Source organism: Bacillus sp. AFS012607, from assembly GCF_002558005.1.
In the GTDB taxonomy this organism is placed as follows: domain Bacteria; phylum Bacillota; class Bacilli; order Bacillales; family Bacillaceae_G; genus Bacillus_A; species Bacillus_A thuringiensis_S.
This window is the reverse complement of record NZ_NTVM01000005.1, coordinates 164,278-190,008: the sequence shown is the minus strand read 5'-3', so window position 1 is coordinate 190,008 and position 25,731 is coordinate 164,278. Positions and strand designations below refer to the sequence as shown.

Here is a 25,731-nt window from a genome sequence, read left to right as displayed (position 1 = left end):
GTGCTACTTCACAATATGCTTATCCAAGGAGAAATATTCTGTTTGCTAACCTTACCTTATCATTCAATAATAATATGATGTCCTGCCGCTTTTGTTAAACGATTCATAATAGCATTTCCTATTCCTTCATTAGGGAACGACTCACTAAAAATAACATCCACTTCACTTGCATCAAATGTTCTAAGTACATCATATAATTTAGTCGCAACGCTAGCTAAGTCACTTCTAACACCACAAGACAATATAACATCTGCGTTATATACATGCTGATACTCTTCCGTCGTTAATACACCTACTTTAAATCCTTCTTCCTTTTTCTCATCCACAAGTTGCTGAATAAACTCACGTGAGCCCTCAACAATACTAAGTGGTGCTTTCGGCGCATAATGTGTGTATTTCATTCCAGGTGATTTCGGTTTTTCCTTCTCATCCTTTAAAGCTGGATCTAAAGAAACGGTACCTATCACCGCTTCTAATTGTTCTTTCGTAATCCCACCTGGACGTAATATTGTTGGAACCGTGCTTGTACAATCAATTACAGTTGATTCAACGCCTACTCCAGTTGCACCACCATCAACAATACCTGCAATCTTCCCATTCAAATCTTCATATACGTGAGAAGCTAGTGTTGGACTTGGACGCCCTGAACGATTCGCACTTGGTGCCGCAACAGGTACATTCGCCTCTTCAATAAGAGCAAGTGCAACTGGATGATCAGGCATTCTTACCCCAACCGTATTAAGTCCCGCCGTCACCCTCTCTGAAATCCCTTCTTTTCTCGGCAAAATAATTGTTAATGGTCCTGGCCAAAAATGCGCCATTAACTTCTCTGCAACTGGTGGGATTTCTTTCACAATCCCATCTAACTGAGATTTTGTACCTATGTGGACAATGAGTGGATTATCACTCGGTCTTCCTTTCGCTTCGAAAATTTTCGCGATTGCTTCATCATCCATCGCATTTGCACCTAACCCATATACTGTTTCCGTAGGGAAAGCAACCGCCTCATTTTCTCTTAATAATTTTGCTGCTTCTTGTAACTGTGGATAATATTTTTTTCTTTCCACAACATTATCCACAACCCACATATTTGTATGCATTTTTTTCCACGTCCTTTTCTACCCTTAAATACTTGTCTATTTTTAGTTTACTATGAGATTTATCCAAAAGACAAACAAGGTTTATCCACAAAATGTGGATAAACCCAATTAATCCGTGGATAACTTTGTGAATAGCTGACAATTTAGTATTATTGCATTCTGCTCTTTTATATTTTTACAAAAATGTTCTAACTGTTGAATACCCTCTGGAACCTCATCCTTTTCTATAGTAAAAAAGTCAAAGAACTGAAAGATCGGTACAGATTGTGGATGGTTTGTTAGTAAGTACAATTGTTGAACACTTTTTTCTTTCATATACTGCAAAAACATTTCAAAAAAATATAAGAAAGTCTGTTTATCCACATGAGGTGTGAATAAACAAGAACGAATAAGTACATCTTCCCCACTTTGTTCATAACCAATTACAGCTCTTATTTCTTCCGCCTCTTCCAAAATCATAAATTGTGCGTACAACTCATTTATTTTATCATCTTTTTTATTAGCTTGTCCGAAAAAAGAATGTAATCTTTCCACATCTGCTTTCGTAGCAAAATACACTTTCTTCATAATAAATCCCTCCTCATTTTTATATATGAGGAGGGATTTATTAATAGTACTATTTAGAGAATAAAGATGTAAAAGCTTCTACAATAAACAATTTAACTTCTGGCTTTTTTTCTTCCTCTTCTACTTTTACATACTCATTTTGCTTTTCTTGTTTTTTCTCCACAGGTTTCTCCACTTTTTCCACCGTTTTTGTTTCTTCTTTACTTACAGGCTGCTCTTCGACTTTTGTTTCATTTTTTACTACTTTCTTTTCAGAAGCTGTTACTTCTTTTACTACTTCCTGTTTTACAACTTTCGTTTCTTTAACCTTATCCACTTTCTTCTCTTCTGTATTTACTACTTCCTCATCTAGTTGTTTCACCTGCTCCTCTTCAGGAGATTCCGCCTTCACAACGTGCTCTTCTTTTCTTACAGCTGTCCCACTCGAAAAATCTAAGAAACACATTGGTGGAAATAATACACACCACCAGTTCGCCCCTTCACCTTCTCCAATTGTAATCAATACCGCTTCATATTCTCCTGCTGGATAAATAAAATTCCCATATACCTTTGTAGGAAACTTTACATTCTTACTAAATTTCACTTGAAATGATTCTTTACTTCCTTCTCTTTTTAACGTATTTTCCACCGTTTTCTCGATTTCTGGAATATGACTTTGAATTACTTTGCGCGCCTCTTCAAATGAAGTTAAATCCGCTACCCATCCATCAATTTGTGCTTTTACTTCATCACGCACTTTACGCTTTAATGCCTGGTCTTTATCTGAATCACTATTTGCTAAAATTCGTAATCGAACGGCCTCTTTCGGAATAACTGAAGGCCCTTTTGCATCAGCTTTCATATATCCAAACTGCACAAGTAACTGTGCACCAATTAATAATATAAGAAGATAAGCAATAACTTGTTTTTTCATTTCCTCCACCGTCCCCTCTACAAACAGTGTGGACAGACTTTCATATTTCTAAACTATTAAATTCAAAATCTATATGAATTTTCCCACAAAAAAATGGAGTAAGGTGTGAACCTTACTCCATCTCTGCAAATACCATACGGTCTTTTCCGTTAATATCAAAAACAACCTCAACATGGGCATGTGGAAAAGCTTGTTGTAACAATCTTTTTACATCCTCACCTTGTCCTACTCCAATTTCAAACGCTACAATTGCTTTCTCCTGCAACACATTCGGCAATTCTTCCATAAAACGGCGATAAAAATCTAATCCGTCTTCTCCACCAACAAGCGCTCTCTTCGGCTCATGCTCTTTCACAACAGGAGAAAGACCACGCCAATCCTCTTCCGGTATATATGGAGGATTTGAAACAACAACATCTAGCTTTTGACCCGTTTTATGAAATGGTGACAATAAATCACCGTGATAGAACGTTACTTCTGCACCTAAAGCTTTTGCATTTTCTTTTGCAACTTCAATCGACTCTTGTGCAATATCTACTGTATACACGTGGAGATTTTTATTTTCTAAAGCAAGCGTAATAGAAATCGCTCCACTACCTGTGCCTATATCTGCTACATGTAGTTCCTTGTCGCCAAAATGGCGCTCAATTCTTTCTAATACTCCTACTATAAGCTCTTCTGTTTCCGGTCTTGGTATTAATACTTCTTCATTCACAAAGAACGACCGGCCATAAAACATTTCATAACCAATCATATATTGAATAGGAATACCTTCTACATGTTTGTGGATAAACTCCGTAAAGCTTGCCTCTTGTTCCTCATTTATTTCTTCACGCATATTCATAAGTAATCCTGTTCTGTTCATCTTTAATACATGACAAAGGACAATTTCTCCCGCATTTTCATCTCGTCCATTTTCCTGTAAAAAAGAAGAAGCCCATTTCAGGGCTTCATAGACACGCATTACTCAGCTGCCTCCATCCTTTGAGCCTGATCTTCCATCACTAAGGCATTGATGAAATCATCTAACTTACCTTGTAAGATTTGATCTAGCTTTTGAATCGTTAAACCGATTCGATGGTCTGTAACACGGTTTTGCGGGAAGTTATACGTACGAATACGCTCTGAACGATCGCCCGTACCAACAGCTTGTTTACGGTTTTGATCATATTCAGCTTGTGCTTCTTGTCTAAACTTATCATAAACACGTGCGCGTAATACTTTCATCGCTTTTTCTTTATTCTTAATTTGTGATTTCTCATCCTGACAAGATACAACTACACCAGTCGGTAAATGTGTTAAACGTACCGCTGACATCGTTGTATTAACACTTTGTCCACCAGGACCACTAGAAGCAAATGTATCAACACGAACATCTTTCTCGTGAATGTCGATTTCTACTTCTTCTGCCTCTGGTAATACAGCTACAGTTGCTGTAGATGTATGAATACGTCCACCAGATTCCGTTTCAGGAACACGTTGTACACGGTGAGCACCATTCTCGAATTTCAGCTTCGCGAAAGCACCTTTACCGTTAATCATAAAGATAATCTCTTTATATCCACCTAACTCTGTATAGCTAGCCTCGATAATTTCTGTTTTCCAACCTTGAACCTCAGCATAACGGCTATACATGCGGTATAAGTCACCAGCAAATAAAGCGGCCTCGTCGCCACCAGCAGCCCCACGAACCTCAACGATAACGTTCTTATCATCATTAGGGTCCTTTGGAACTAGTAAAATTTTCAGACGTTCTGATAACGTTTTTTCTTGTGATTCTAACTCAGAAACCTCTTCTTTTACCATGTCACGCATTTCTGCGTCTAACTTCTCTTCTAACATTGCTTTCGCATCTTTTAATTGCTCACGAACATCCTTATACTCACGATACACCTCTACCGTTTCCTGTATATCAGACTGTTCCTTTGAATATTCACGAAGCTTATTTGTATCGCTAATAACCTCTGGGTCACTTAACAATTCATTTAACTTCTCATAACGATTTTCTACAGCTTGCAAACGATCTAACACATCATTCACCTCTACATCCTAGTATCTAATACAAATAGTATATGGTACTTACTCAAAAAAACGCAAATTATATTTAAAAGCGTAAGCGGCTTGCTCAGAATCGCAGGCCATTGGAGCTCTCGACCTTGAAGCGCTTTTTGCTTCAAGCGAGAGAGTGAAATGGCCGGAGATTCTAGCCGCTGAAGCTAGATAATATTTAAAAGCGTAAGCGGCTCACACCACCCACACTCTCCATTCTGAAAAAAACCCGCCTTGCGCAGCGAGTTTTACTTGTCTTTGTTTGTAGGAACTGCATGACAATGACGACATCGTGGTTCATACGATTCTGAAGCCCCAACTAAAATAATCGGATCATCAAATGCCGCTGGTTCTCCATCAATTAATCGTTGTGTACGACTTGCCGGAGATCCACATGCAGAACATACTGCTTGTAGCTTTGTTACATGTTCAGCAATTGCCATCAGCTGAGGAACTTGTCCAAATGGTAGACCACGGAAATCTTGGTCTAAACCAGCTACAATGACACGATAGCCACGATTTGCCAATACTTGCACCACTTCCACAATGTCCCCATCAAAGAATTGTACCTCATCGATTGCAATTACATCCATATCTTCAGTGATATGTTCAAATATATCTTTTGAAGCTGAAACAGGAACTGCTTTTACCTTTAATCCGTTATGCGATACAACGTCTTCTTCACTATAGCGATTATCAATACATGGTTTAAATACAATTGCATGTTGTTTTGCAAATTGCGTACGGCGCACACGGCGGATTAACTCTTCTGATTTACCAGAAAACATACTACCGCAAATCACTTCAATCCAGCCATTTTGATTTATTAAGTACATGAAGCTCTCCTTTCATCTACTTTTTAGTTAAAAGTAGGGTAAAGGTATAATATTTTCACAAAAAAAACAGACAAGCGAATACATACACTTGCCTGTTTTATGTTTTTATTACTTGATACCGTATTTCTTATTGAAGCGATCAACGCGTCCGTCTGCAGTAGCAAACTTCTGACGTCCAGTGTAGAATGGGTGAGAATCAGAACTGATCTCAACTTTTAGTAATGGATAAGTGTTACCATCTTCCCACTCAACAGTTTCGCTAGAGCCTTTAGTAGACCCGCTTAAGAATTTGAAGCCTGTGTTTGTGTCCATGAATACAACTTTCTTGTAATCTGGGTGAATTCCTGCTTTCATTCTTTTCATCTCCTTCCGCCCTGAATCATTTTCGAAACAGAGTTTTTCATCTTCAGCTGCATACACAACTATATTGATGAAACACATATGATGAAATTATAACAAGGCTAACTTCATTTTGCAACTACCTGTTTTTGTCTTTTGAAATTTAAAGTGGCTTGGGCTCGCTCAGCTCTGACCAGCTAAGGTTCTCCCACTTATTTCTCTCTTTAATATCACCTAAAAGGCATAAGAAAACTCGCTTACTATAAAATAAGCGAGTCCCAATCTTTTCCCTTTACTTAGTTGTTACATACCTTTTAGAGTCTGCAACAATGTTTTGTAAAAATTCTTCGTTTGTCTTCGTTTGACGAAGCTTACGTAAGAAGCTTTCAACAAAGTCTGGTGTATCACGCATTGTTTTACGAATGCCCCATAACTTGTCTAAATGCTCTTTTGGAATTAATAGATCTTCTTTACGTGTACCAGAACGACGAATATCAATCGCTGGGAAGATACGACGTTCAGCTAACGAACGATCTAAGTGAAGTTCCATATTTCCAGTTCCTTTAAATTCCTCGTAAATAACATCGTCCATACGAGATCCTGTATCAACAAGGGCTGTTGCTAAAATCGTTAAGCTACCGCCTTCTTCAATATTACGTGCAGCTCCAAAGAAACGCTTCGGTCTATGGAAAGCCGCTGGGTCGATACCACCCGATAATGTTCTACCACTTGGCGGAATAACGAGGTTGTAAGCTCGCGCTAAACGGGTAATACTATCCATTAAAATGATAACATCTTTTTTGTGCTCTACAAGACGCATTGCACGTTCTAACACAAGTTCAGCTACTTTAATATGATTTTCTGGTACTTCATCAAAAGTAGAACTTACAACGTCACCCTTAACAGAACGTTCAATGTCTGTTACTTCCTCTGGACGCTCATCAATTAAAAGAACAATTAATTCTGCTTCTGGATGATTTGTTGTAACACTGTGTGCAATTTCTTTTAATAGACTTGTTTTACCAGCCTTTGGAGGCGCAACAATTAAACCACGTTGTCCAAATCCAACTGGTGCGATTAAATCCATGATACGTGTCGGTAACTTTTTCGGTTCCGTTTCCAATTTCATTTGGCGATCTGGGTATAATGGTGTTAATGCAGGGAAATGCACACGCTCTTTTGCTGAATCTGGATCATCTCCGTTTACAGCTTCAACTTGTAATAACCCAAAATAGCGTTCATTTTCTTTCGGAGGTCGTACTTTACCAGAAACTTTGTCTCCATTACGTAAATCGAAACGACGAATTTGCGAAGCTGAGATATAAATATCTTCTGAGCTTGGAGAATAGTTGATAGGACGTAGGAATCCAAATCCTTCTGATTGAATAATTTCTAATACGCCTTCCATGAAAAAGAAACCTTCTTTTTCTGCTCGAGCTTTCAAAATAGAAAAGATTAACTCTTTTTTCGTTAACTTGCTATAATACGAAATCTTAAATTCTTTCGCAAGCTCGTATAACTCTTTTAATTTCATGTTTTCTAATGCTGCAATTGACAAATTCATTCAGACACCACACTTTAACGTTATTCTCTTTTTTCATGGGTAAAGGGAAAAATACGGAAGGCAAATAATTAATAATGAAAGGCAATAAGTTCAAGTAGGGTAATATTCACTATTGTAACCCTTTTATCTAGTTTTAATCAATACGTTGGAACACAAATACAAGAAGCGAAGACAAGAAAATTTGTCTTCGCTTCTTATTTAGTTTAGTTCCAGCTCCGATAGTTAAAAAGATCGACCATTTTAACCTTTCTGAAGGAGCCGCTTACGCTTTTTATTTAATCCAGCTTCAGCAGCTAGAATGGTCGGTGGCTAGAAGGGTCAGTCATTTCACCCCTTCCTGCGAGGCACAAAATGCCTCTTCGTCAGGAGTTCCAATGCCTTCCCCTTCTGAGCAAGCTGCTTACGCTTTTTACTTAAATCCAGTTCCAGCGGCTAGAATCTCCGGTCATTTCACTCTCTCACTCGAAGCAAAGAGCGCTTCAAGGTCGAGAGTTCCAATGTCCTGCGATTCTGAGCGAGCCGCTTCCACCTTTTACTTAATAACCAAGTTCGGTTTTTTATTTAAGCTATGACGACCATCTACGAAGCGAACTGTGCCTGATTTCGCACGCATAACAAGAGATTGCGTTGTTCCTACGCTACCTTTAAATTGAACACCGCGTAATAGTTCTCCATCTGTTACACCTGTTGCTGCAAAGATTGCATCGTCACCTTTTACTAAGTCCTCCATACGAAGGATACGATTAATGTCTTCTATGCCCATTTTTTTACAACGCGCTAATTCAGCTTCGTTTTGTGGCAATAGTTTTCCGTGAATTTCTCCACCTAAACATTTTAAAGCAACTGCTGCTAATACACCTTCAGGTGCTCCACCAGATCCAAATAAAATATCTACACCTGTACGATCAAACGCTGTATTAATCGCTCCAGCTACATCTCCATCATTAATTAATTTAATACGAGCACCAGCTTTACGAATTTCTTCGATAATTTCTTGATGACGTGGGCGATTTAAAACTGTCGCTACAACATCTTCAATATCTTTATTTTTCGCTTTCGCAACTGCACGTAAGTTATCAATAATAGGCGCATCAATGTCGACCGCCCCAACTGCTTCTGGGCCAACCGCGATTTTATCCATGTACATGTCAGGAGCATGTAACAAATTACCATGGTCTGCAATTGCAATAACAGCAAGAGCATTCCAGCCACCAGCTGCTACGATGTTTGTCCCTTCTAAAGGATCAACTGCAACGTCTACACGTGGTCCATATCCTGTACCTAATTTCTCTCCGATATATAGCATTGGTGCTTCATCCATCTCACCTTCACCAATTACAACTGTACCTTTCATCGGAATTGTATCAAATACATCACGCATAGCTGATGTTGCTGCACCGTCTGCTTCATCTTTTTTCCCGCGCCCCATCCAACGCGCTGATGATAATGCTGCAGCCTCTGTTACACGTACTAACTCCATAGATAAACTTCTTTCCACAATAATCCCTCTCCTTTAAGTCTTTATATTTCTGCCGTATTTTGTGAACCGTGTTTTTCTATAAAGTGTACTTCCGCAAGTAGTGATCCTTCGCTTCCCCCTTGCGGAAGTATCACTTATGCGTTCTTCATCTCTTCAATTTCTTGTTTTGTCATTTGTTCTCGCCAAATGTTTGCTCCAAGCCCTTTAAGCTTGTCCACTATATTCTCATAACCTCGATCAATATGCTCAAGTCCTGTTACTTCTGTAATTCCATCTGCCATTAACCCTGCAATAACAAGTGCCGCTCCCGCTCGTAAATCACTCGCCTTCACTTTTGCACCTTGCAGTAACACAGGACCAGTTACAATTGCCGAACGACCTTCTACTTTAATTTGAGCATTCATACGACGTAATTCATCAATGTGTTTGAAACGGGCACCGTAAATTGTATCTGTTACAACTCCCGTCCCGTGCGCTTTTGTTAAAAGCGTCGTAAACGGCTGTTGTAAATCTGTTGGAAAACCTGGATATACAAGCGTTTTGATATCAACTACTTTTAACTTTCTATTACCGTTCACCGTAATTTGATCATCGTTCGTTTCAACTTGAACACCAGCTTCTCTTAGCTTTGCAGTAACTGATTCTAAGTGCTGAGGAATAACGTTATCAACCGTTACTTCTCCTCCTGATGCAGCTCCTAGAATCATATACGTACCAGCTTCGATACGATCTGGGATGATAGTATGGTGACAACCATGTAAAGAGTCCACACCATCTATTCGGATTACATCTGTACCAGCACCTTTAATACGTGCTCCCATGCTTGTTAACAATGTAGCTACATCAATAATCTCGGGCTCTTTCGCTGCATTTTCAATAACAGTTCTACCTTTCGCTCGTACAGCTGCTAGCATAATATTAATCGTAGCTCCCACACTAACAACATCTAAATAAATACGTGCTCCATGTAGTTCATCTGCCCTTAAATAGATGGCACCTTGTTCATTTGTAACATGTGCACCCAGCGCTTCAAACCCTTTAATATGCTGATCAATTGGCCTCGGTCCTAAATGACATCCACCCGGAAGCCCAATAACAGCTTTTTTAAAACGGCCAAGCATCGCACCCATTAAATAATAAGAAGCGCGCAACTTTTTCACTTTTCCATTTGGCAAAGGCATTGCAACCATGTTAGAAGGATCGACTACCATCTCTTCCTCCTGTCCATAAGTTACTTTCCCTCCAATTTCCTCTAGTAAGTCTCCTAACATTTTCACGTCCGAAATATTAGGGACACCACCAATAGTTACTGGAGTATCTGCTAAAATTGTCGCTGGAATTAATGCAACGGCACTGTTCTTTGCACCGCTTACTCGAATTGTTCCATTTAAAGCTCTTCCGCCTTCAATTAGCAATTTTTCCATATTGAGCTCCCTTCTTGTGAATGTATTTACTTTCTATATTTTTATAGAAAGCTCCCCTTAAGAATCTCAATTACTCTTTCCATCCCAAAACTCAATAAAGTGAAACTTTAATTAGTCGGGGGTGTTTATCCCCCACTGGTTATTAGTTGAACCAATCGGGCTTTTACGGGCAGTTGACCCCCACCTAACTTCTTTGCTTCCACTAAATTTTGAGGTGGGGGTCTTACTGCCCTTTAATGCGGGATAAATAGGAAACCATTATCTTCATTTCTCCTGTAGCACGAATAGATAAAGATCAACTATTCATCGAATTCACTTTATCAATTTAGATACGTTATCACATTTATTAATAGGACTATGCACATTATTTTCTATTTAAAAACCAAAAATGATAAAATCTTTCGACTTGTTCACGCTTTCATTATACAACGAAAGGAAACCGTCTAAAAGACTAGACGGTTTCCAAAACGGAATTTTATTCTTACGCTTTACCGTTAGAACCGAACTCACGCATTTTACCAGCAACAGTTGCTTTAATAGCGTCGCGGCCAGGTCCGATAAATTTACGAGGATCGTAAACTTCTTGGTCTTTGTTTAATACTTCACGAACAGCTTTTGTAAACTCGATTTGGTTCTCAGTGTTTACGTTGATTTTTGAAGTACCTAAAGAGATAGCTTTTACGATATCAGCAGTTGGGATACCAGTACCACCGTGTAATACTAAAGGTACGCCAGTGAAGTCACGAACTTGTTCCATTTCAGCGAATCCTAAGTTAGGCTCACCTTTGTAAGGACCGTGTACAGAACCTAAAGCTGGAGCTAGGCAATCGATACCTGTTGCTTCAACAAGGTGCTTACACTCTGCTGGATCAGCGTAAATTACGCCTTCAGCGATTACGTCGTCTTCTTGTCCGCCAACTGTTCCAAGCTCAGCTTCAACAGATACGTTACGAGCGTGTGCGTATTCTACTACTTGTTTAGTAGTTTCAACGTTTTCTTCGAATGGGTGGTGAGAAGCGTCGATCATTACAGATGTGAAACCTGCATCAATTGCTTCTTTACATTTTTCGAAGCTTGAACCATGGTCAAGGTGAATCGCTACAGGAACAGTGATGTTCATTTCTTCGATTAAAGCTTTAACCATAGCTACAACTGTTTTGAAACCAGTCATATGACGAGCTGCACCCTCAGATACACCTAGGATTACAGGAGATTTTTCTTCTTCCGCAGCAGCTAAGATAGCTTGAGTCCACTCTAAGTTGTTCATGTTGAATTGACCAACTGCGTATTTTCCTTCTAGTGCTTTGTTTAGCATTTCTTTCATAGAAACTAAAGGCATGGTGAATCCTCCTAAAAAACGTTTTTTGTATCCGATAAGTTCTTATCGCTGGTAGTATGACCAGAATAAGGTAAAATATGTATATCTACATACCGGACTTTTTTCTACACTCAATAGGATAACAACTTGTACTCAAAAACTCAACCGTATTCACCTGCACAATAGTCCATGTAAACGCTTTTTTCCATATTTTTTATAAAAAATTCATTTTTATGCCTCTACAGCGAGCTCATTTCTCACAGCTTGACGAATTTCATCAATATCAAATGGTTTAGCAAAATGCATTAAAGCACCTAAATCTTTTGCTTCTTGGATCATATCAAGCTCTCCATAAGCAGTCATTAAAATGACTTTAATACTCTCATCAATTTCTTTTACATGCTTTAAAATCTCTATACCATCCATGCCTGGAATTTTCATATCTAATACTACTAAATCCGGATTATCTTTTTTCACGATATCTAAAGCTTGAAATCCATTCGCTGCTTGGAATGTCTGATAACCTTCTTTTTGGAACACTTCATGTAATAACACACGAATCCCATATTGATCATCAACGATTAAAATTTTACCTTCCATAATTCCCAACCTTTCTGTGTAAGTACAAGATTTAAAGCTTCTTATATCTTAACGATTTATTTTCGCTATTCTTTGGCAAATTCCTTCCTATTCTTTCTTATTTTACCGTTTCCTATTTTGTTATGCTACCCTACGATTTCACCTTTCTAAAAAAATAAACTATAATGAAAGCCGGCAAACACGTACGAAGGGAGTAACATTATGTTAAAAATTTTTTCAACTCAATTAAGTGGTTATTTCTCCAGAGTTTCTCAAAAAGAAGAAATGAATATAGAAGATAGCGCTCGTTTACTTGCTCAAGCACTAATTGGCGATGGTTTCATTTATTTATATGGTACAAATGAAATGGATGGTGTTGTTACCGAAGCACTATTCGGTGCTGAACCAATGAAGCAAGCAAAACGCTTATTTGAAAATGGTAAAGAAGCAGAAGTAACCTCTGCGGATCGTGTACTTCTTATTAGCCGTTTTTCAACAGATGAAGCAGTTGTAGAAATTGCAAAAAAACTACAAGAAGAGGGACACTCTATTGTCGGCATTTCTGCTCTTCAAGAAGGTACGAAATCACTGGAACAATATACAGACGTACATATTGATACAAAACTGTTAAAAGGCCTTATTCCAGACGATGAAGGTAATCGCTACGGGTTCCCAAGCTTAATAGTGGCTTTATTTGCTTATCACGGAATCAAATTTACAATCGATGAAATGTTAAACGAATATTAAAAAAAGCGCCGTCACTTTAAAGTGACGGCGCTTTTTTTATTACTTGCTCTCTTTATTCGTAATAGAAGCTCTTACGAAGTCATGGAACAATGGTTGTGGACGGTTTGGACGAGAAACAAGTTCTGGGTGGAACTGTGCTGCTACGAACCAAGGGTGGTCTTTTAATTCAATGATTTCAACTAGACGACCGTCTGGGCTTGTACCAGAGAATACGAATCCTTCTTTTTCCATATCCGGACGGAACTGGTTGTTGAACTCATAACGATGACGATGACGCTCATATACAACCGGCTCATTATAAGCATTGTAAGCATTTGTTTCTTCAGAAAGCTTACATGGGTATAGACCAAGACGAAGTGTACCACCTAGGTCCTCTACATCTTTTTGTTCTGGTAATAGGTCAATGATTGCGTATGGTGTATCAGGGTTAATTTCAGAAGAGTTAGCACCTTCTAAACCTAATACATTACGTGCGAATTCGATTGATGCAAGTTGCATACCTAAGCAAATTCCTAAGAATGGAACTTTGTTTTCACGAGCATATTGAATCGCAACGATTTTACCTTCTACACCACGATCGCCGAAGCCACCTGGTACAAGGATACCATCTGTGTCTCCTACTAATTCTTGTACATTTTCTGCTGTTACGTGCTCAGCATTTACCCATTTTACTTCTACATCTGTATCGAATGAGTAACCAGCATGACGAAGTGCTTCTACAACAGAAATATATGCATCTTGAAGTTCTACATATTTACCAACAAGAGCGATTTTTGTTTTCTTAGAAAGGTTACGTACCTTGTTAACTAGCGCAGTCCACTCTGTCATATCTGCAGCTGGATTGTCTAATTTTAAGTGATCACAAACGATTTGGTCCATGTTTTGTTCTTGAAGAGATAATGGAACCGCATATAAAGTATCTGCATCGCGAGCTTCGATAACTGCTTTTGTATCGATGTCACAGAATAATGCAAGCTTGTCTTTCATATCTTGAGAAACAGGAAGTTCTGTACGAACAACGATAATATTTGGTTGAATACCTAAGCTACGAAGTTCTTTAACACTATGTTGTGTTGGTTTTGTTTTCATTTCACCCGCTGCTTTTAAGTACGGGATTAACGTACAGTGAATGTACATTACATTGTCACGACCGATGTCGCTCTTAATTTGACGGATTGCTTCTAAGAATGGTAGAGACTCGATATCACCAACAGTTCCACCGATTTCTGTAATAACAACATCCGCATTTGTTTCACGGCCAGAACGATATACGCGCTCTTTAATTTCGTTAGTAATGTGAGGAATAACTTGAACTGTTCCTCCTAAATATTCACCGCGACGCTCTTTTTGAAGAACTGAAGAGTAAATTTTACCTGTTGTTACGTTGCTGTATTTGTTTAAGTTAATGTCGATAAAACGCTCATAGTGACCAAGGTCTAAGTCAGTTTCTGCGCCATCATCTGTTACGAATACCTCACCGTGTTGGTATGGGCTCATAGTCCCTGGGTCTACGTTAATGTATGGATCAAACTTTTGAATCGTTACATTTAAACCACGATTTTTTAAAAGTCTTCCAAGAGATGCTGCTGTAATACCTTTTCCTAAAGACGATACTACACCGCCTGTTACAAAAATATACTTAGTCATGAAAAAGCTCCCTTCTATTTTGCTGTTATATAATCACCGTTGCAAAGCGCAACGTATGTAGATAACACTGTATCCATCTTATTGTTAGACTCTTTTTATTTTCTAAACAAAAAACAAAAAAGAAAATTGCTCCCCTCATCACATAAAGTAATAAGTAGGGAGCAATTTTCTTTTATATTTACACTTTAAAAGTATTATCGTCCTTTTTTAAAGAGCCCAAAAATGATTCTACATGGACGATAATGAAAAGTCAAGAACTACAGTTCTTCCTCTTCTTCTTCAGTTTCATCATACTCAAGTTCTTCTTCAGCGAAGTCGTCTTCTTCATCTTCTTCTAAATCATCAAGATCGTCGTCATCTCCGTCTTCTTCTTCAAGAACCTTGTCCAAATCTTCTACATCATCTTCTTCGTCTGCATTTCCGTCTGCATCGTCAAAGTCATCTTCATCTTCTTCAATGTAGTCGTCAAAACCGTCTTCTTCAACTTTACGTTTCTTCTTCGGTTTTGGCTGTGGTAAGATTTCTTCATCAATTTGCTCATATGGGTACCAGCTGCGTAGTCCCCAACGATTTTCTCCTAAATTAATGAAACGTCCATCGATGTTTAAGTCTGTATAAAATTGTGCGAGTTTCGCATTAACTTGCTCTTGAGATAGTCCCAGCACTTGAGCGATTTCTTGAACCAACTCGTTGAATGTCGTTGCTTGTCTTTTATCCCCTAAAACGCTATGTACAACTTCAATCATTGAACATTCTTTTAGCTCTTCTGGTGAATATTGCTTAAAATTCACTTATGCGGCACTTCCTTTCATCAAATATAACCTTATATATAACGGTCTGCTTAAAAAAATCCATACTATTCATTATAAACAAAAGTCGCACAAATATGCTACAAAAAAAAACGGGAAACTTTTATATGGTAATAAAATTAATAATTTGTCTGTTCCTTATTTCGGAAGCATATGGGCACCTTGCAACACATACCTAATTTGCATTTCTGTGTATTCTTCAAGCGTATACAGTTTTTGCAGCGCCCAGCGTCTAAACCCCCACATTTGTCCTTGTATAAAAATATTATGTGCAAGAAGCTGTATTTCTTTTTTATTTAATATAAACGTTCCATTTTCCGTACACTGTTCTAAAATATCCTCAAACATTCCTACCATTTGAAACTCTTTTTCTAATACATATGGGAGAGATTCTTTCGGTAAAAAACGTACTTCTTGATACATAATTAATACTTCTTCTTGTAATTCGTCCATCACTTTAAAGTAATTCGTTATCGCTATCTTTAAACTTTCTATACTCCCTTTTTCTGTACATACTACTTCCTCTAATCGTTCTTTTACATGTTCATATATACTATCACAAACTAAATACAAAACATCATCTTTTGTACGAATGTACTCATAAAGTGTCCCTATACTAAATCCCGCCGCTTTTGCAATCTCTCTCGTTGTTGTACGCGGAAATCCTTTTTGTTTAAACAGTTGCACCGCACCTTTAATCATTTGTTCACGTCTTAACGCAACTAATTTTTCATCTTTCACCGATGCATGTACATTATGTTTAACCATTACCTTCACCTCTCTCTATTATTTTTTGGAAGGAAAAAGCGTAGGAAAATACCTACGCTTTCGTTCCTACTTCGTTAACATACGAGAAATTACAAGCCTCTGAATCTCTTGTGTTCCTTCATATATTTGTGTAATCTTTGCATCTCGCATATAACGCTCTACTGGATAATCTTTCGTATAACCGTAACCACCAAATACTTGCACCGCTTCAGTCGTCACCTTCATCGCTGTATCCCCCGCAAATACTTTTGACATCGCTGATTCTTTTCCATACGGAAGCCCTTCTGATTCAAGCCAAGCCGCTTGATATGTTAAAAGGCGTGCCGCTTCTACATCTGTTGCCATATCCGCAAGTTTAAAGCCAATCCCTTGCTGCGCCGCAATTGGCTTTCCAAATTGATGGCGCTCCCTTGCATATTCTACAGAAGCATCTAAAGCCCCTTGTGCAATACCAACAGCTTGCGCCGCAATACCGTTACGACCTCCATCTAATGTTTGCATCGCAACTTTAAATCCTTGCCCCTCTTCTCCAAGTAGATTCTCTACAGGAATACGGCAATCTTCAAACATAATTTCAGTCGTTGGTGAAGAGCGAATCCCTAGCTTGCTCTCCTTCTTCCCAACTGAAAATCCCGGTGTATCACTTTCTACAATAAATGCACTCGTACCGCGCTGCTTCGATTCAGGATCAGTTAGCGCAAAAACAACATAAATATCAGCAATACCGCCATTTGTAATGAAAATTTTTGATCCATTTAAAATATAATGGTCGCCATCTCTCTTTGCGATTGTCTTCATTCCACCAGCATCCGATCCAGATCCTGGCTCCGTTAAGCCGTATGCACCAATTTTCTTCCCTTCAGCCATCGGTCGTAAAAACTTTTGCTTTTGTTCTTCTGTCCCAAATTTAAAAATTGGCCATCCCGCAAGTGAAGTATGTGCAGATAGTGTTACACCTGTTGAAGCACAAACTCGAGATAATTCTTCAATAGCAATTACGTACGCTAAGTAATCGCTTCCAATTCCGCCGTATTCTTCAGGCCACGGAATACCGGTTAAACCAAGCTCTGCCATTTGATCAAATAACTCTCGATCAAATCTCTCTTCCTCATCACGCTCAGCTGCTGTTGGTGCTACTTCATTTTTAGCAAAATCTCGAACCATTTTTCTTATCATTTCATGTTCTTCTGATAGTTTAAAATGCATCTCCGTCTCCCCCTCGCCCTTTTATAAAGCACGGCTAATAACAAGTTTCTGTATTTCACTTGTTCCTTCATATATTTGCGTGATTTTCGCATCACGGAAAAATCGTTCTACTGGATAGTCTTTCGTATAACCGTAACCACCAAATACTTGCACCGCTTCAATCGCGACTTCAACCGCTGTCTTAGAAGCAAATAATTTCGCAATAGATGCTTCTTTACCGCATGGTAATCCTTGCGCCCTAAGAGACGCCGCTCTATATACGAGTAACCTTGCTGCTTCGACACTTGTTGCCATATCTGCAAGCTTGAAGCCAATCCCTTGCTGCGCCGCAATTGGTTTCCCAAATTGCTCTCGTTCTTTTGCATAATCAATCGCACATGCAAGCGCCGCTTCAGCAATTCCTAACGCCTGTGCACCGATTCCAATTCGCCCAACATCTAAATTCGCCATTGCCACCTTGAATCCTTGTCCTTCTTCCCCAAGTAAATTCTCAGCTGGCACTTTCATATCTTCAAAAGTAAGTTGTACCGTACGAGAACCGAGAAGCCCCATCTTATGTTCATCTTTTCCGATGATTAAACCAGGTGTATCTTTCTCTACTATAAATGCAGAAATACCACTTTTTCCTGCATCTGGATTTGTAGAAGCGAATACAATGTACGTACTTGCTTCACCACCATTTGTAATAAACACTTTCGATCCATTAATAATATAATGATCGCCTTTTTTTACAGCTCTTGATTTCAAACTCCCTGCATCCGATCCTGCATTTGGCTCTGTTAAAGCAAATGCGCCTAAATATTCCCCGGTTGCAAGTTTAGAAACATATTTTTTCTTCTGTTCTTCTGTTCCGAAATATAAAATCGGATTCATTCCAACTGACGTATGTACAGCTAAAATTACACCAACTGTTGCACTTACCTTTGAGATTTCCTCAATTGCTAGAATGTAAGAAATAAAATCCATTTCTGCCCCGCCGTATTTTGCAGGCGCTGGAATCCCCATTAATCCAAGATTACCCATCTTTTGTAAAACCTCTTTTGGGAACACCCCTTGTTCCATACTAGGAACAAAGGGAGCTATTTCCTTCTGTGCAAAATCCCGAACCATTTTCCTCATCATTTGCTGCTCTTCATTAAAACGAAAGTTCATATACTCCGCCTCCATTTGCTATATATCCTTTTAACAATTTGGTAAGACCACTATTTTGTAACAAAGGGGGAATTTATTCGTAAACGTAGAATCCACGACCTGTTTTACGACCTAACCATCCTGCATTCACATACTTACGTAATAACGGACATGGGCGATATTTACTATCTCCTAATCCTTCATGCAACACTTCCATAATGTATAAACACGTATCTAAACCGATAAAATCAGCGAGCGTCAAAGGCCCCATCGGATGGTTCATACCCAGCTTCATTACTTCATCAATTGCTTCTTTCGTCGCTACACCTTCATATAACGTATAAATTGCTTCGTTAATCATCGGTAACAAAATGCGGTTTGATACAAAACCTGGGAAATCATTTACTTCAACTGGTACTTTCCCAATTTTTTTCGTAATATCTTCAATTGCTTCATATACCGCATCATCTGTAGCCAAACCACGAATAATCTCAACAAGCTTCATAACTGGAACTGGATTCATAAAGTGCATACCGATTACTTTTTCCGGACGCTTCGTTACCGCTGCAATTTCTGTAATTGGCAGAGATGACGTATTCGTCGCTAAAATTGCGTGTTCTGGAGCAATTTCATCTAGATTCGCAAAGATTTTCTTTTTAATATCCATTTTCTCAACAGCTGCTTCAATAATAAGATCCGCTTCTTTCACACAATCTAAATCAAGCGTTACTGTAAGACGATTTAATGTCGCTTCCTTCTCTTCTTCCTTCATGCGTCCTTTTTCTACTTGGCGCGCTAAGTTTTTCGTAATGATAGCCAAACCTCTATCTAATTGCTCTTGTTTTAAATCTTGTACCTTCACGTCATATCCTGCCATTGCACATACTTGTGCAATTCCTGATCCCATTTGCCCTGCACCAATTACAACAATGTTTTGTACACCCATTTTTTCTTCCCCCTTAATTGTTAATAAATTTTATACCCTCGAACTTTAATTAGTGAACTTCAATCATCACTGCGTCCCCTTGACCGCCACCGCTACAAATCGAAGCAATTCCAATTCCGCCGCCGCGCTGCTTAAGCGCATGGATTAGTGTAACGATAATGCGCGCTCCGCTTGCTCCAATTGGATGTCCCATCGCTACTGCGCCGCCATTTACATTCAATTTTTCTGGATCAATTCCTGCGATTTCTGTACTTGCAATTGCTACCGCTGCAAATGCTTCATTAATCTCGAATAAATCGATATCTTCAATTGTCTTGCCTGTTTTTTCAAGCAATGCGTTAATTGCATAACCTGGCGTTCTTGGGAAATCTTTAGATTCCACTGCAATTGCTGTATGCGCCAAAATTGTCGCTAATGGCTTTCTTCCTTCTTGCTTCGCTCTGTCTTCGCTCATTAATACAAGTGCGGCACCACCATCGTTCAAGCCTGGCGCATTACCAGCTGTCACCGCCGCTGTCTTATCAAATACAGGTTTTAACTTTGCTAACTTTTCAATCGTTGTATCTTCACGTGGCGCCTCATCCTTTGCAACGACAATAGAATCGCCTTTTCTTTGCGGGATCGTTACTGGAACGATCTCCTCTTCAAAACGTCCTTCTTTATGCGCTGAAACCGCACGCTCATGGCTACGATATGCCCATTCATCTTGCGCTTCGCGAGAAATTCCATCTTCCTTCGCAACTTCTCCGCCATAAACACCCATGTGTGTACCTGAAAATGCGCATGTTAAACCGTCAGCAACGTTTAAATCAATAACTTCGTTGTTGCCCATTCTGTATCCCCATCTTGCTCCGCGTAAAATGTAAGGACTGTTACTCATCGACTCCATACCACCAGCTACAATCAGTGATTGATCGCCAGTACGAATAATCTGATCCGCTAACGTAACCGCACGAAGGCCTGATGCACAAACTTTATTGACTGTTTCCGTCTGCACTTCCCAAGGGATTCCTGCAGCCCTTGCAGCTTGGCGCGATGGAATTTGTCCCTGTCCACCTTGAATAACCGTTCCAAATATAACTTCTTCAACATCACTAGCTGCAACATTTGCTCTTTCAAGCGCTGCTTTAATTGCAATTCCTCCAAGTTCCGTCGCTTTTACATCTTTTAAAGATCCTCCGAATTTTCCAACTGGTGTTCTTGCAGCACTTAAAATAACTGTTTTACTCATGTTTCTTTCCCCCATTTCATTTTTTAACACTGAGCGCTCGCTCGGTATCCCTACGTTGAGAAGAGGTGCAATCATTGCACCTCTTTCTAAAGTTGTATACATTCTTATAAACTACATCGCTTCTTTTTTCTGTCCGATAACAGATCGTTCTAAAATCTCTGTCACATCAAGAGTTTGAACTTTTTCTTCTACCTCTTTCGCTTTCGTGCCATCACTGATCATCGTTAAGCAATATGGACAACCTGTACCGATAATGGATGGCTGTACAGCTAATGCTTGTTCTGTACGAGCAACGTTAATACGAGAGCCTGTTGTTTCTTCCATCCACATTAAGCCACCACCTGCGCCACAACACATTCCAGTCTCACGGTTACGTGCCATTTCTACAAGATTCACTCCAGGAATCGCTTTCAAAATGTCACGTGGCGCTTCGTACACTTCGTTGTATCTTCCTAAATAACAGGAATCATGGTACGTAACTGTTTCTTCAATAGCATGAACAGGCTTTAAACGCCCTTCTTTCACCCACTGGGCTAACAATTCTGTATGATGATAGACTTCTGCTTGCAAGCCAAAGTCCGGATACTCATTTTTAAATGTGTTATAAGCATGAGGATCAATCGTAACGATTTTCTTCACTCCTGCCTTTTCAAATTCTTCGATATTCTTTGTAGCCATCTCTTGGAATACAAATTCATTTCCGAGGCGACGTGGTGTATCTCCAGAATTCTTTTCTTTATTACCGAGAATTGCGAATGAAATGCCTGCTTCGTTCATTAACTTCGCAAATGATATTGCAATCTTCTGACTACGGTTGTCGTATGATCCCATTGAACCAACCCAGAATAAATACTCGAATTCCTCACCAGCTTTTGATTTTTCTTTTACAGTTGGAACTGTTACTTCGTCATCACCTTGGCGCCATGTTTCACGCTCTTTACGGTTCAGACCCCACGGATTTCCTTGACGCTCGATGTTTGTCATCGCGCGTTGTGCTTCCGCGTCCATTTTTCCTTCTGTTAAAACGAGATATCGACGTAAATCAATAATTTTGTCAACATGCTCATTCATAACTGGACATTGATCTTCACAGTTACGACACGTTGTACATGCCCAAATCTCTTCTTCTGTAATAACATCTCCGATTAAACTCGGATCGTAAGCGAGCGTTGTAGCCGCTGATTCTTGTTGTCCTTTTCCAGCTGCCATCATCGCTAACTGATTTCCTTGTGTATTATTGAAGGCAACTACTGGAACCCACGGTGCTTTTGATGTTACCGCAGCCCCTTTATCAGTTAAATGATCGCGAAGTTTTAATATTAAGTCCATCGGCGATAACATTTTCCCTGTGCCTGTTGCTGGACACATATTTGTACAACGGCCACACTCTACACAAGCGTATAAGTCAATAAGTTGATTTTGTCTAAAGTCTTCAATTTTACCAACACCAAATGTTTCTTGTGTTTCATCTTCAAAATCAATCTTTTCAAGCTTCCCTGGATTTGAAATACGACCGAAAAATACATTAGCTGGTCCCGCAATTAAATGCGCATGTTTTGATTGTGGAACATACACTAAAAACGTTAACAAAATTAGTAAATGCACCCACCAAGAGAAATAGAACACTGAAATGGCTACGGTTTCATTTATCCCGCTAAAAACGTAAGCGATTGCAGAAGCAATTGGTTCACTCCATGAAAGCTCCTCGCCATGCCATATAAGTCCCATACCGTTACCAAGTAGCACAGAGATCATTAAACCACCGATAAAGATAAGAACAAGACCTGATTTGAAGTTACGTTTTAAACGAACAAGCTTTTCTACATAACGTCTATGAAAAGCCCAAAATACTGCAATTAAAATAACAAGTGTGACAATTTCCTGGAAGAATGTAAATGCAGGGTATAGTGGTCCAAGTGGAAGATGTGATCCTGGTGCGAGTCCTTTCCAAACGAAGTCAATTGCTCCAAATTGGACAAGAATAAATCCGTAAAAGAACATAACGTGAATGATGCCGCTTTTCTTATCTTTCAGCAGCTTTTTCTGACCGAAAACATTGACCTTAAGAAGATCCCAACGCTCTTTAAAACGACGGTCAAATTCAATTTTTTTTCCTAATTGTATGTAGGCTATTCTCGTCCGTATAAGATATACAAACAAATATCCTGCATAAGCAATAACAGCAATGGCAGCCAGCCAATTAATGATCAGTAAGCTATTCATTTTTATGCTACCCCTCTCTTTGTAAGCCCTCTTTCTTTTTAGAATCTTCAAAAATATATAATTTTCTGAATTATATCCCCTACCCCCATTATATAATGAGTGAGCATTCAGTCAACAGTTTTTTGTTATAGAACAACACATTTTTTCATAAAGCTGTTTATTTCGGTGAAACTATAAAGTGAAACTTTAATCTGTAGGGGTGGTTCATCCCCCACTGATTATTAGTTGAACCAATCGGGCTTTTACGGGCAGTTGATTTCCAAACTAACTTCTACTTATTCATCAGTTTTTGAAGTAGGAAGCTTACTGCCCGTTAAAGCGGGATAAAGTGAAACTTTAATCAATAGGGGTGGTTCATCCCCCACTGATTATTAGTTGAACCAATCGGGCTTTTACGGGCAGTTGATTTCCAAACTAATTTCTACTTATTCATCAATTTTTGAAGCAGGAAGCTTACTGCCCGTTAAAGCGGGATAAAGTGAAACTTTAATCAGTGCGACATACTATCCTCTGATGAAATTTATAATAACAACCGCGCTACCCGTATCATTTGTAACACACTGAAGGTGAAAAGAATGCGAAGGAGGGAATTCACTGATGCTCTACTTATCTCTTTTGTTAATATCCGTTGCTCTTTGGATTACAATTGACCTTTCATACGGGAGACTTCTTCATTTAAAGCGGGTAAGCTCTCGCACTTTCCCTTTACGTCAAAGTGATTTTCACCTTTATACATACGGGAAAGATTTGTATGACGCCTTATTTACTGATATAAAACAAGCACAGCACCACATTCATATTTTATTCTTCATTGTAAAAAACGATAAAATCAGTCGTGAATTTTTAAAGTTGCTGATTGATAAGGCTCAGGAAGGAATTGAAGTACGACTTTTACTTGATCGATTTGGCAGCCATTATTTATCAAACGAAGCTATTCGCTCCCTGCGAAAACATGGTGTATCTTTTTCATTTTGTCATAAGATAAAATTTCCTCTACTTTTCTTTTCTGCCAATCAAAGAAATCATAGAAAAATTACAGTGATTGATGGGAAAACTGGCTATATCGGGGGCTTTAATATCGGCGAAGAGTATCTAGGGCATAATGAATATTTAGGATTATGGCGAGACTATCATTTACGTCTTACAGGAGAAGGGGTTCAAGATTTACAAAAGCAATTTTTGCATGACTGGTTTGATGATACGAAACAGAATTTATTGGATGTTTCTCTTTATTTTCCAAAACAAAACCCAGGTACCATAATGCATCAATTTATTCCGACTGATGGTGCTTATTTACAGCATACTTTTTTACATTTAATTAACGGAGCAAAAAAAGAAATCTGTATTGGTACACCATATTTCATTCCTGGAAAAAAAATTATGAATGCCTTATTAAAAGCAAGAGAGAGAGGGGTTCAAATCACAATTCTCGTTCCAGAAAAAGCTGATCACCCTCTCGTTCGAGAAGCAAAATTCCCGTACTGCCGAAAATTAATACAGGCTGGTTGCAATATTTACGCATTTCAACAAGGTTTTTTTCACGCCAAAATTATTATAGTGGATGATGATATTTGTGATATTGGAACAGCAAACTTTGATATGAGAAGTTTATATATTAACCATGAAATAAACTGCCTGTTATATAATAAACATTTCATTCGAACAGTAAAAAATAAATTCCATGAAGATCTAGAGAATGCATCCGTACTTTCCTATAGCGATGTAAACCCACCTTCTCTTATCGATAGAGGAAAAGAATGGATTGGAACAATGCTTGCTTTCTTTTTATAGGAAAGACAATGAATAAAAGAGGTGTATCTCATATGATTATGCGGTTTGGATATGTCTCACATGCAATGGCACTCTGGGACTGTTCTCCTGCCAAAACAATGACGTTTACAAGCTTTAAGAAACTCAGCAAACAAGAGCGAGAAGACAAATTGTACCATGTTATAAGGCAAAATTTAGAGCACACAATACGTATCCTTCATTACAATATAGCGCATGAAATCCCGCTATATCGCCTATCGTCTTCCATCGTCCCACTTGCAACACATCCCGAAGTCGAGTTTGACTATATTGGGGTATTCACACCACTTTGGCGTAAAATAGGGGCTTTAATTAAAGAACACAATTTACGAATAAGTTTTCATCCAAATCAATTTACTTTATTTACAAGTGACAAGCCACATATTACTACTAACGCTATTACGGATATGACTTATCATTATAAAATATTGGATGCTATAGGCATTGCAGATTCTTCTTACATTAATATTCATGTAGGTGGAGCCTATGGAAATAAAGAAAAGGCAATTGAGCGCTTCCATGAAAACATAAAAAAACTTCCTGCACATATAAAAAAACAAATGACCCTTGAAAACGATGATAAAACGTATACAACTTCTGAAACTTTATCAATTTGCCAAAAAGAAAATATCCCATTTGTATTTGATTATCATCATCATATGGCCAATCTTTGCGAGCAACCACTAGAAGAGTTGCTTCCTGCAATTTTTGAAACTTGGTCACATACAAATATCTCTCCTAAAGTTCACATTTCCTCCCCAAGATCGGAAAAAGAATTTAGGGCTCATGCTGAATATATCGATTTAGAGTTTATTAAGCCCTTCTTACACGTTGCAAAAAAAAACAATCATAATTTCGATATTATGATTGAAAGTAAACAAAAAGACTTAGCACTATTCCGATTAATAGATGAACTTTCTGCTATAAGAGGCATTAAAAGAATAAGTGGTGCAATGTTACAGTGGTAAATTGTAACTTTGCACCATTTTTTCAAAAAAGTAATTTTTATAGTAAAAAACATCCTATTTTATATGCTATTATTTAA

The 25,731-nt window shown here is 38.6% G+C and carries 23 protein-coding genes; 3 read left to right on the top strand and 20 right to left on the bottom strand.

Going from position 1 to position 25,731, the window contains the following annotated elements; genetic code table 11:
• Positions 1–59 precede the first annotated feature (59 nt).
• The 12 genes from CN409_RS03690 to spo0F all read right to left on the bottom strand — a co-directional run bounded on the left by CN409_RS03690 (position 60) and on the right by spo0F (position 12,190).
• On the bottom strand, positions 60–1,100 hold the full coding sequence (locus CN409_RS03690) for an L-threonylcarbamoyladenylate synthase (protein ID WP_000557357.1): 1,041 nt from the start codon (positions 1,098–1,100) through the stop codon (positions 60–62).
• A gap of 108 nt (positions 1,101–1,208) precedes the next feature.
• On the bottom strand, positions 1,209–1,667 hold the full coding sequence (locus CN409_RS03685; protein WP_000758437.1) for a GNAT family N-acetyltransferase: 459 nt from the start codon (positions 1,665–1,667) through the stop codon (positions 1,209–1,211).
• A gap of 49 nt (positions 1,668–1,716) precedes the next feature.
• Positions 1,717–2,580: a stage II sporulation protein R gene (gene spoIIR, locus CN409_RS03680; RefSeq protein WP_016078210.1), complete on the bottom strand. Its 864-nt coding sequence runs from the start codon at positions 2,578–2,580 to the stop codon at positions 1,717–1,719.
• 112 nt (positions 2,581–2,692) lie between these two features.
• A complete protein-coding gene (gene prmC / locus CN409_RS03675) occupies positions 2,693–3,544 on the bottom strand; it encodes a peptide chain release factor N(5)-glutamine methyltransferase (RefSeq protein WP_001267024.1) in 852 nt (283 codons plus the stop codon).
• Positions 3,544–4,611: a peptide chain release factor 1 gene (prfA, locus tag CN409_RS03670; protein ID WP_000887066.1), complete on the bottom strand. Its 1,068-nt coding sequence runs from the start codon at positions 4,609–4,611 to the stop codon at positions 3,544–3,546. The genes prmC and prfA overlap by 1 nt, the downstream gene beginning before the upstream one ends.
• Positions 4,612–4,877: 266 nt before the next feature.
• Positions 4,878–5,465: a thymidine kinase gene (locus tag CN409_RS03660; protein WP_000280851.1), complete on the bottom strand. Its 588-nt coding sequence runs from the start codon at positions 5,463–5,465 to the stop codon at positions 4,878–4,880.
• A gap of 108 nt (positions 5,466–5,573) precedes the next feature.
• Positions 5,574–5,819 (bottom strand): type B 50S ribosomal protein L31, encoded by a 246-nt coding sequence (locus tag CN409_RS03655; RefSeq protein ID WP_000643435.1) that lies wholly within the window; start codon positions 5,817–5,819, stop codon positions 5,574–5,576.
• 277 nt (positions 5,820–6,096) lie between these two features.
• On the bottom strand, positions 6,097–7,368 hold the full coding sequence (rho, locus tag CN409_RS03650; protein ID WP_001053903.1) for a transcription termination factor Rho: 1,272 nt from the start codon (positions 7,366–7,368) through the stop codon (positions 6,097–6,099).
• Between the two features lie 532 nt (positions 7,369–7,900).
• Complete coding sequence (glpX, locus tag CN409_RS03645) at positions 7,901–8,866, bottom strand: class II fructose-bisphosphatase (protein ID WP_000442340.1); 966 nt, start codon at positions 8,864–8,866, stop codon at positions 7,901–7,903.
• Positions 8,867–8,982: 116 nt separating this feature from the next.
• The gene (gene murA / locus CN409_RS03635; RefSeq protein WP_000413248.1) at positions 8,983–10,272 is read right to left on the bottom strand and encodes a UDP-N-acetylglucosamine 1-carboxyvinyltransferase; all 1,290 of its coding nucleotides are present in this window, start codon (positions 10,270–10,272) and stop codon (positions 8,983–8,985) included.
• A gap of 481 nt (positions 10,273–10,753) precedes the next feature.
• Positions 10,754–11,611: a class II fructose-bisphosphate aldolase gene (locus tag CN409_RS03625; protein ID WP_001131856.1), complete on the bottom strand. Its 858-nt coding sequence runs from the start codon at positions 11,609–11,611 to the stop codon at positions 10,754–10,756.
• Between the two features lie 210 nt (positions 11,612–11,821).
• Positions 11,822–12,190 (bottom strand): sporulation initiation phosphotransferase Spo0F, encoded by a 369-nt coding sequence (gene spo0F / locus CN409_RS03620; RefSeq protein WP_000398594.1) that lies wholly within the window; start codon positions 12,188–12,190, stop codon positions 11,822–11,824.
• A gap of 201 nt (positions 12,191–12,391) precedes the next feature.
• Between spo0F and CN409_RS03615 the strand changes: the two genes are divergently transcribed.
• Positions 12,392–12,916, top strand: a complete 525-nt coding sequence (locus CN409_RS03615) for a DUF2529 domain-containing protein (protein WP_000912391.1) — start codon at positions 12,392–12,394, stop codon at positions 12,914–12,916.
• Between the two features lie 39 nt (positions 12,917–12,955).
• On the opposite strand, the gene pyrG is transcribed toward CN409_RS03615, so the two are convergent.
• The 8 genes from pyrG to CN409_RS03575 all read right to left on the bottom strand — a co-directional run bounded on the left by pyrG (position 12,956) and on the right by CN409_RS03575 (position 22,877).
• Positions 12,956–14,563 carry a CTP synthase gene (gene pyrG / locus CN409_RS03610; RefSeq protein WP_000170448.1) on the bottom strand — a complete coding sequence of 536 codons (1,608 nt, stop codon included), beginning with the start codon at positions 14,561–14,563 and terminating at the stop codon, positions 12,956–12,958.
• A 257-nt stretch (positions 14,564–14,820) separates the two neighbouring features.
• On the bottom strand, positions 14,821–15,354 hold the full coding sequence (gene rpoE, locus CN409_RS03605; protein ID WP_001009774.1) for a DNA-directed RNA polymerase subunit delta: 534 nt from the start codon (positions 15,352–15,354) through the stop codon (positions 14,821–14,823).
• 156 nt (positions 15,355–15,510) lie between these two features.
• Positions 15,511–16,140, bottom strand: a complete 630-nt coding sequence (locus tag CN409_RS03600; RefSeq protein ID WP_000238594.1) for a TetR/AcrR family transcriptional regulator — start codon at positions 16,138–16,140, stop codon at positions 15,511–15,513.
• 66 nt (positions 16,141–16,206) lie between these two features.
• Positions 16,207–17,346: an acyl-CoA dehydrogenase AcdA gene (acdA, locus tag CN409_RS03595; RefSeq protein WP_000545543.1), complete on the bottom strand. Its 1,140-nt coding sequence runs from the start codon at positions 17,344–17,346 to the stop codon at positions 16,207–16,209.
• Positions 17,347–17,367: 21 nt separating this feature from the next.
• A complete protein-coding gene (locus CN409_RS03590) occupies positions 17,368–18,498 on the bottom strand; it encodes an acyl-CoA dehydrogenase (protein ID WP_001011191.1) in 1,131 nt (376 codons plus the stop codon).
• 73 nt (positions 18,499–18,571) lie between these two features.
• Positions 18,572–19,423: a 3-hydroxybutyryl-CoA dehydrogenase gene (locus CN409_RS03585; RefSeq protein WP_000538874.1), complete on the bottom strand. Its 852-nt coding sequence runs from the start codon at positions 19,421–19,423 to the stop codon at positions 18,572–18,574.
• A gap of 49 nt (positions 19,424–19,472) precedes the next feature.
• Positions 19,473–20,756 carry an acetyl-CoA C-acetyltransferase gene (locus tag CN409_RS03580; protein WP_141527681.1) on the bottom strand — a complete coding sequence of 428 codons (1,284 nt, stop codon included), beginning with the start codon at positions 20,754–20,756 and terminating at the stop codon, positions 19,473–19,475.
• Between the two features lie 9 nt (positions 20,757–20,765).
• Positions 20,766–22,877, bottom strand: coding sequence for a (Fe-S)-binding protein (locus tag CN409_RS03575; RefSeq protein WP_001086753.1), 2,112 nt, complete (start codon positions 22,875–22,877; stop codon positions 20,766–20,768).
• A gap of 597 nt (positions 22,878–23,474) precedes the next feature.
• Between CN409_RS03575 and cls the strand changes: the two genes are divergently transcribed.
• Positions 23,475–24,668: a cardiolipin synthase gene (gene cls / locus CN409_RS03570; RefSeq protein ID WP_000966425.1), complete on the top strand. Its 1,194-nt coding sequence runs from the start codon at positions 23,475–23,477 to the stop codon at positions 24,666–24,668.
• A 32-nt stretch (positions 24,669–24,700) separates the two neighbouring features.
• Positions 24,701–25,654, top strand: a complete 954-nt coding sequence (gene uvsE, locus CN409_RS03565; protein ID WP_014895365.1) for a UV DNA damage repair endonuclease UvsE — start codon at positions 24,701–24,703, stop codon at positions 25,652–25,654.
• Positions 25,655–25,731 lie beyond the last annotated feature (77 nt).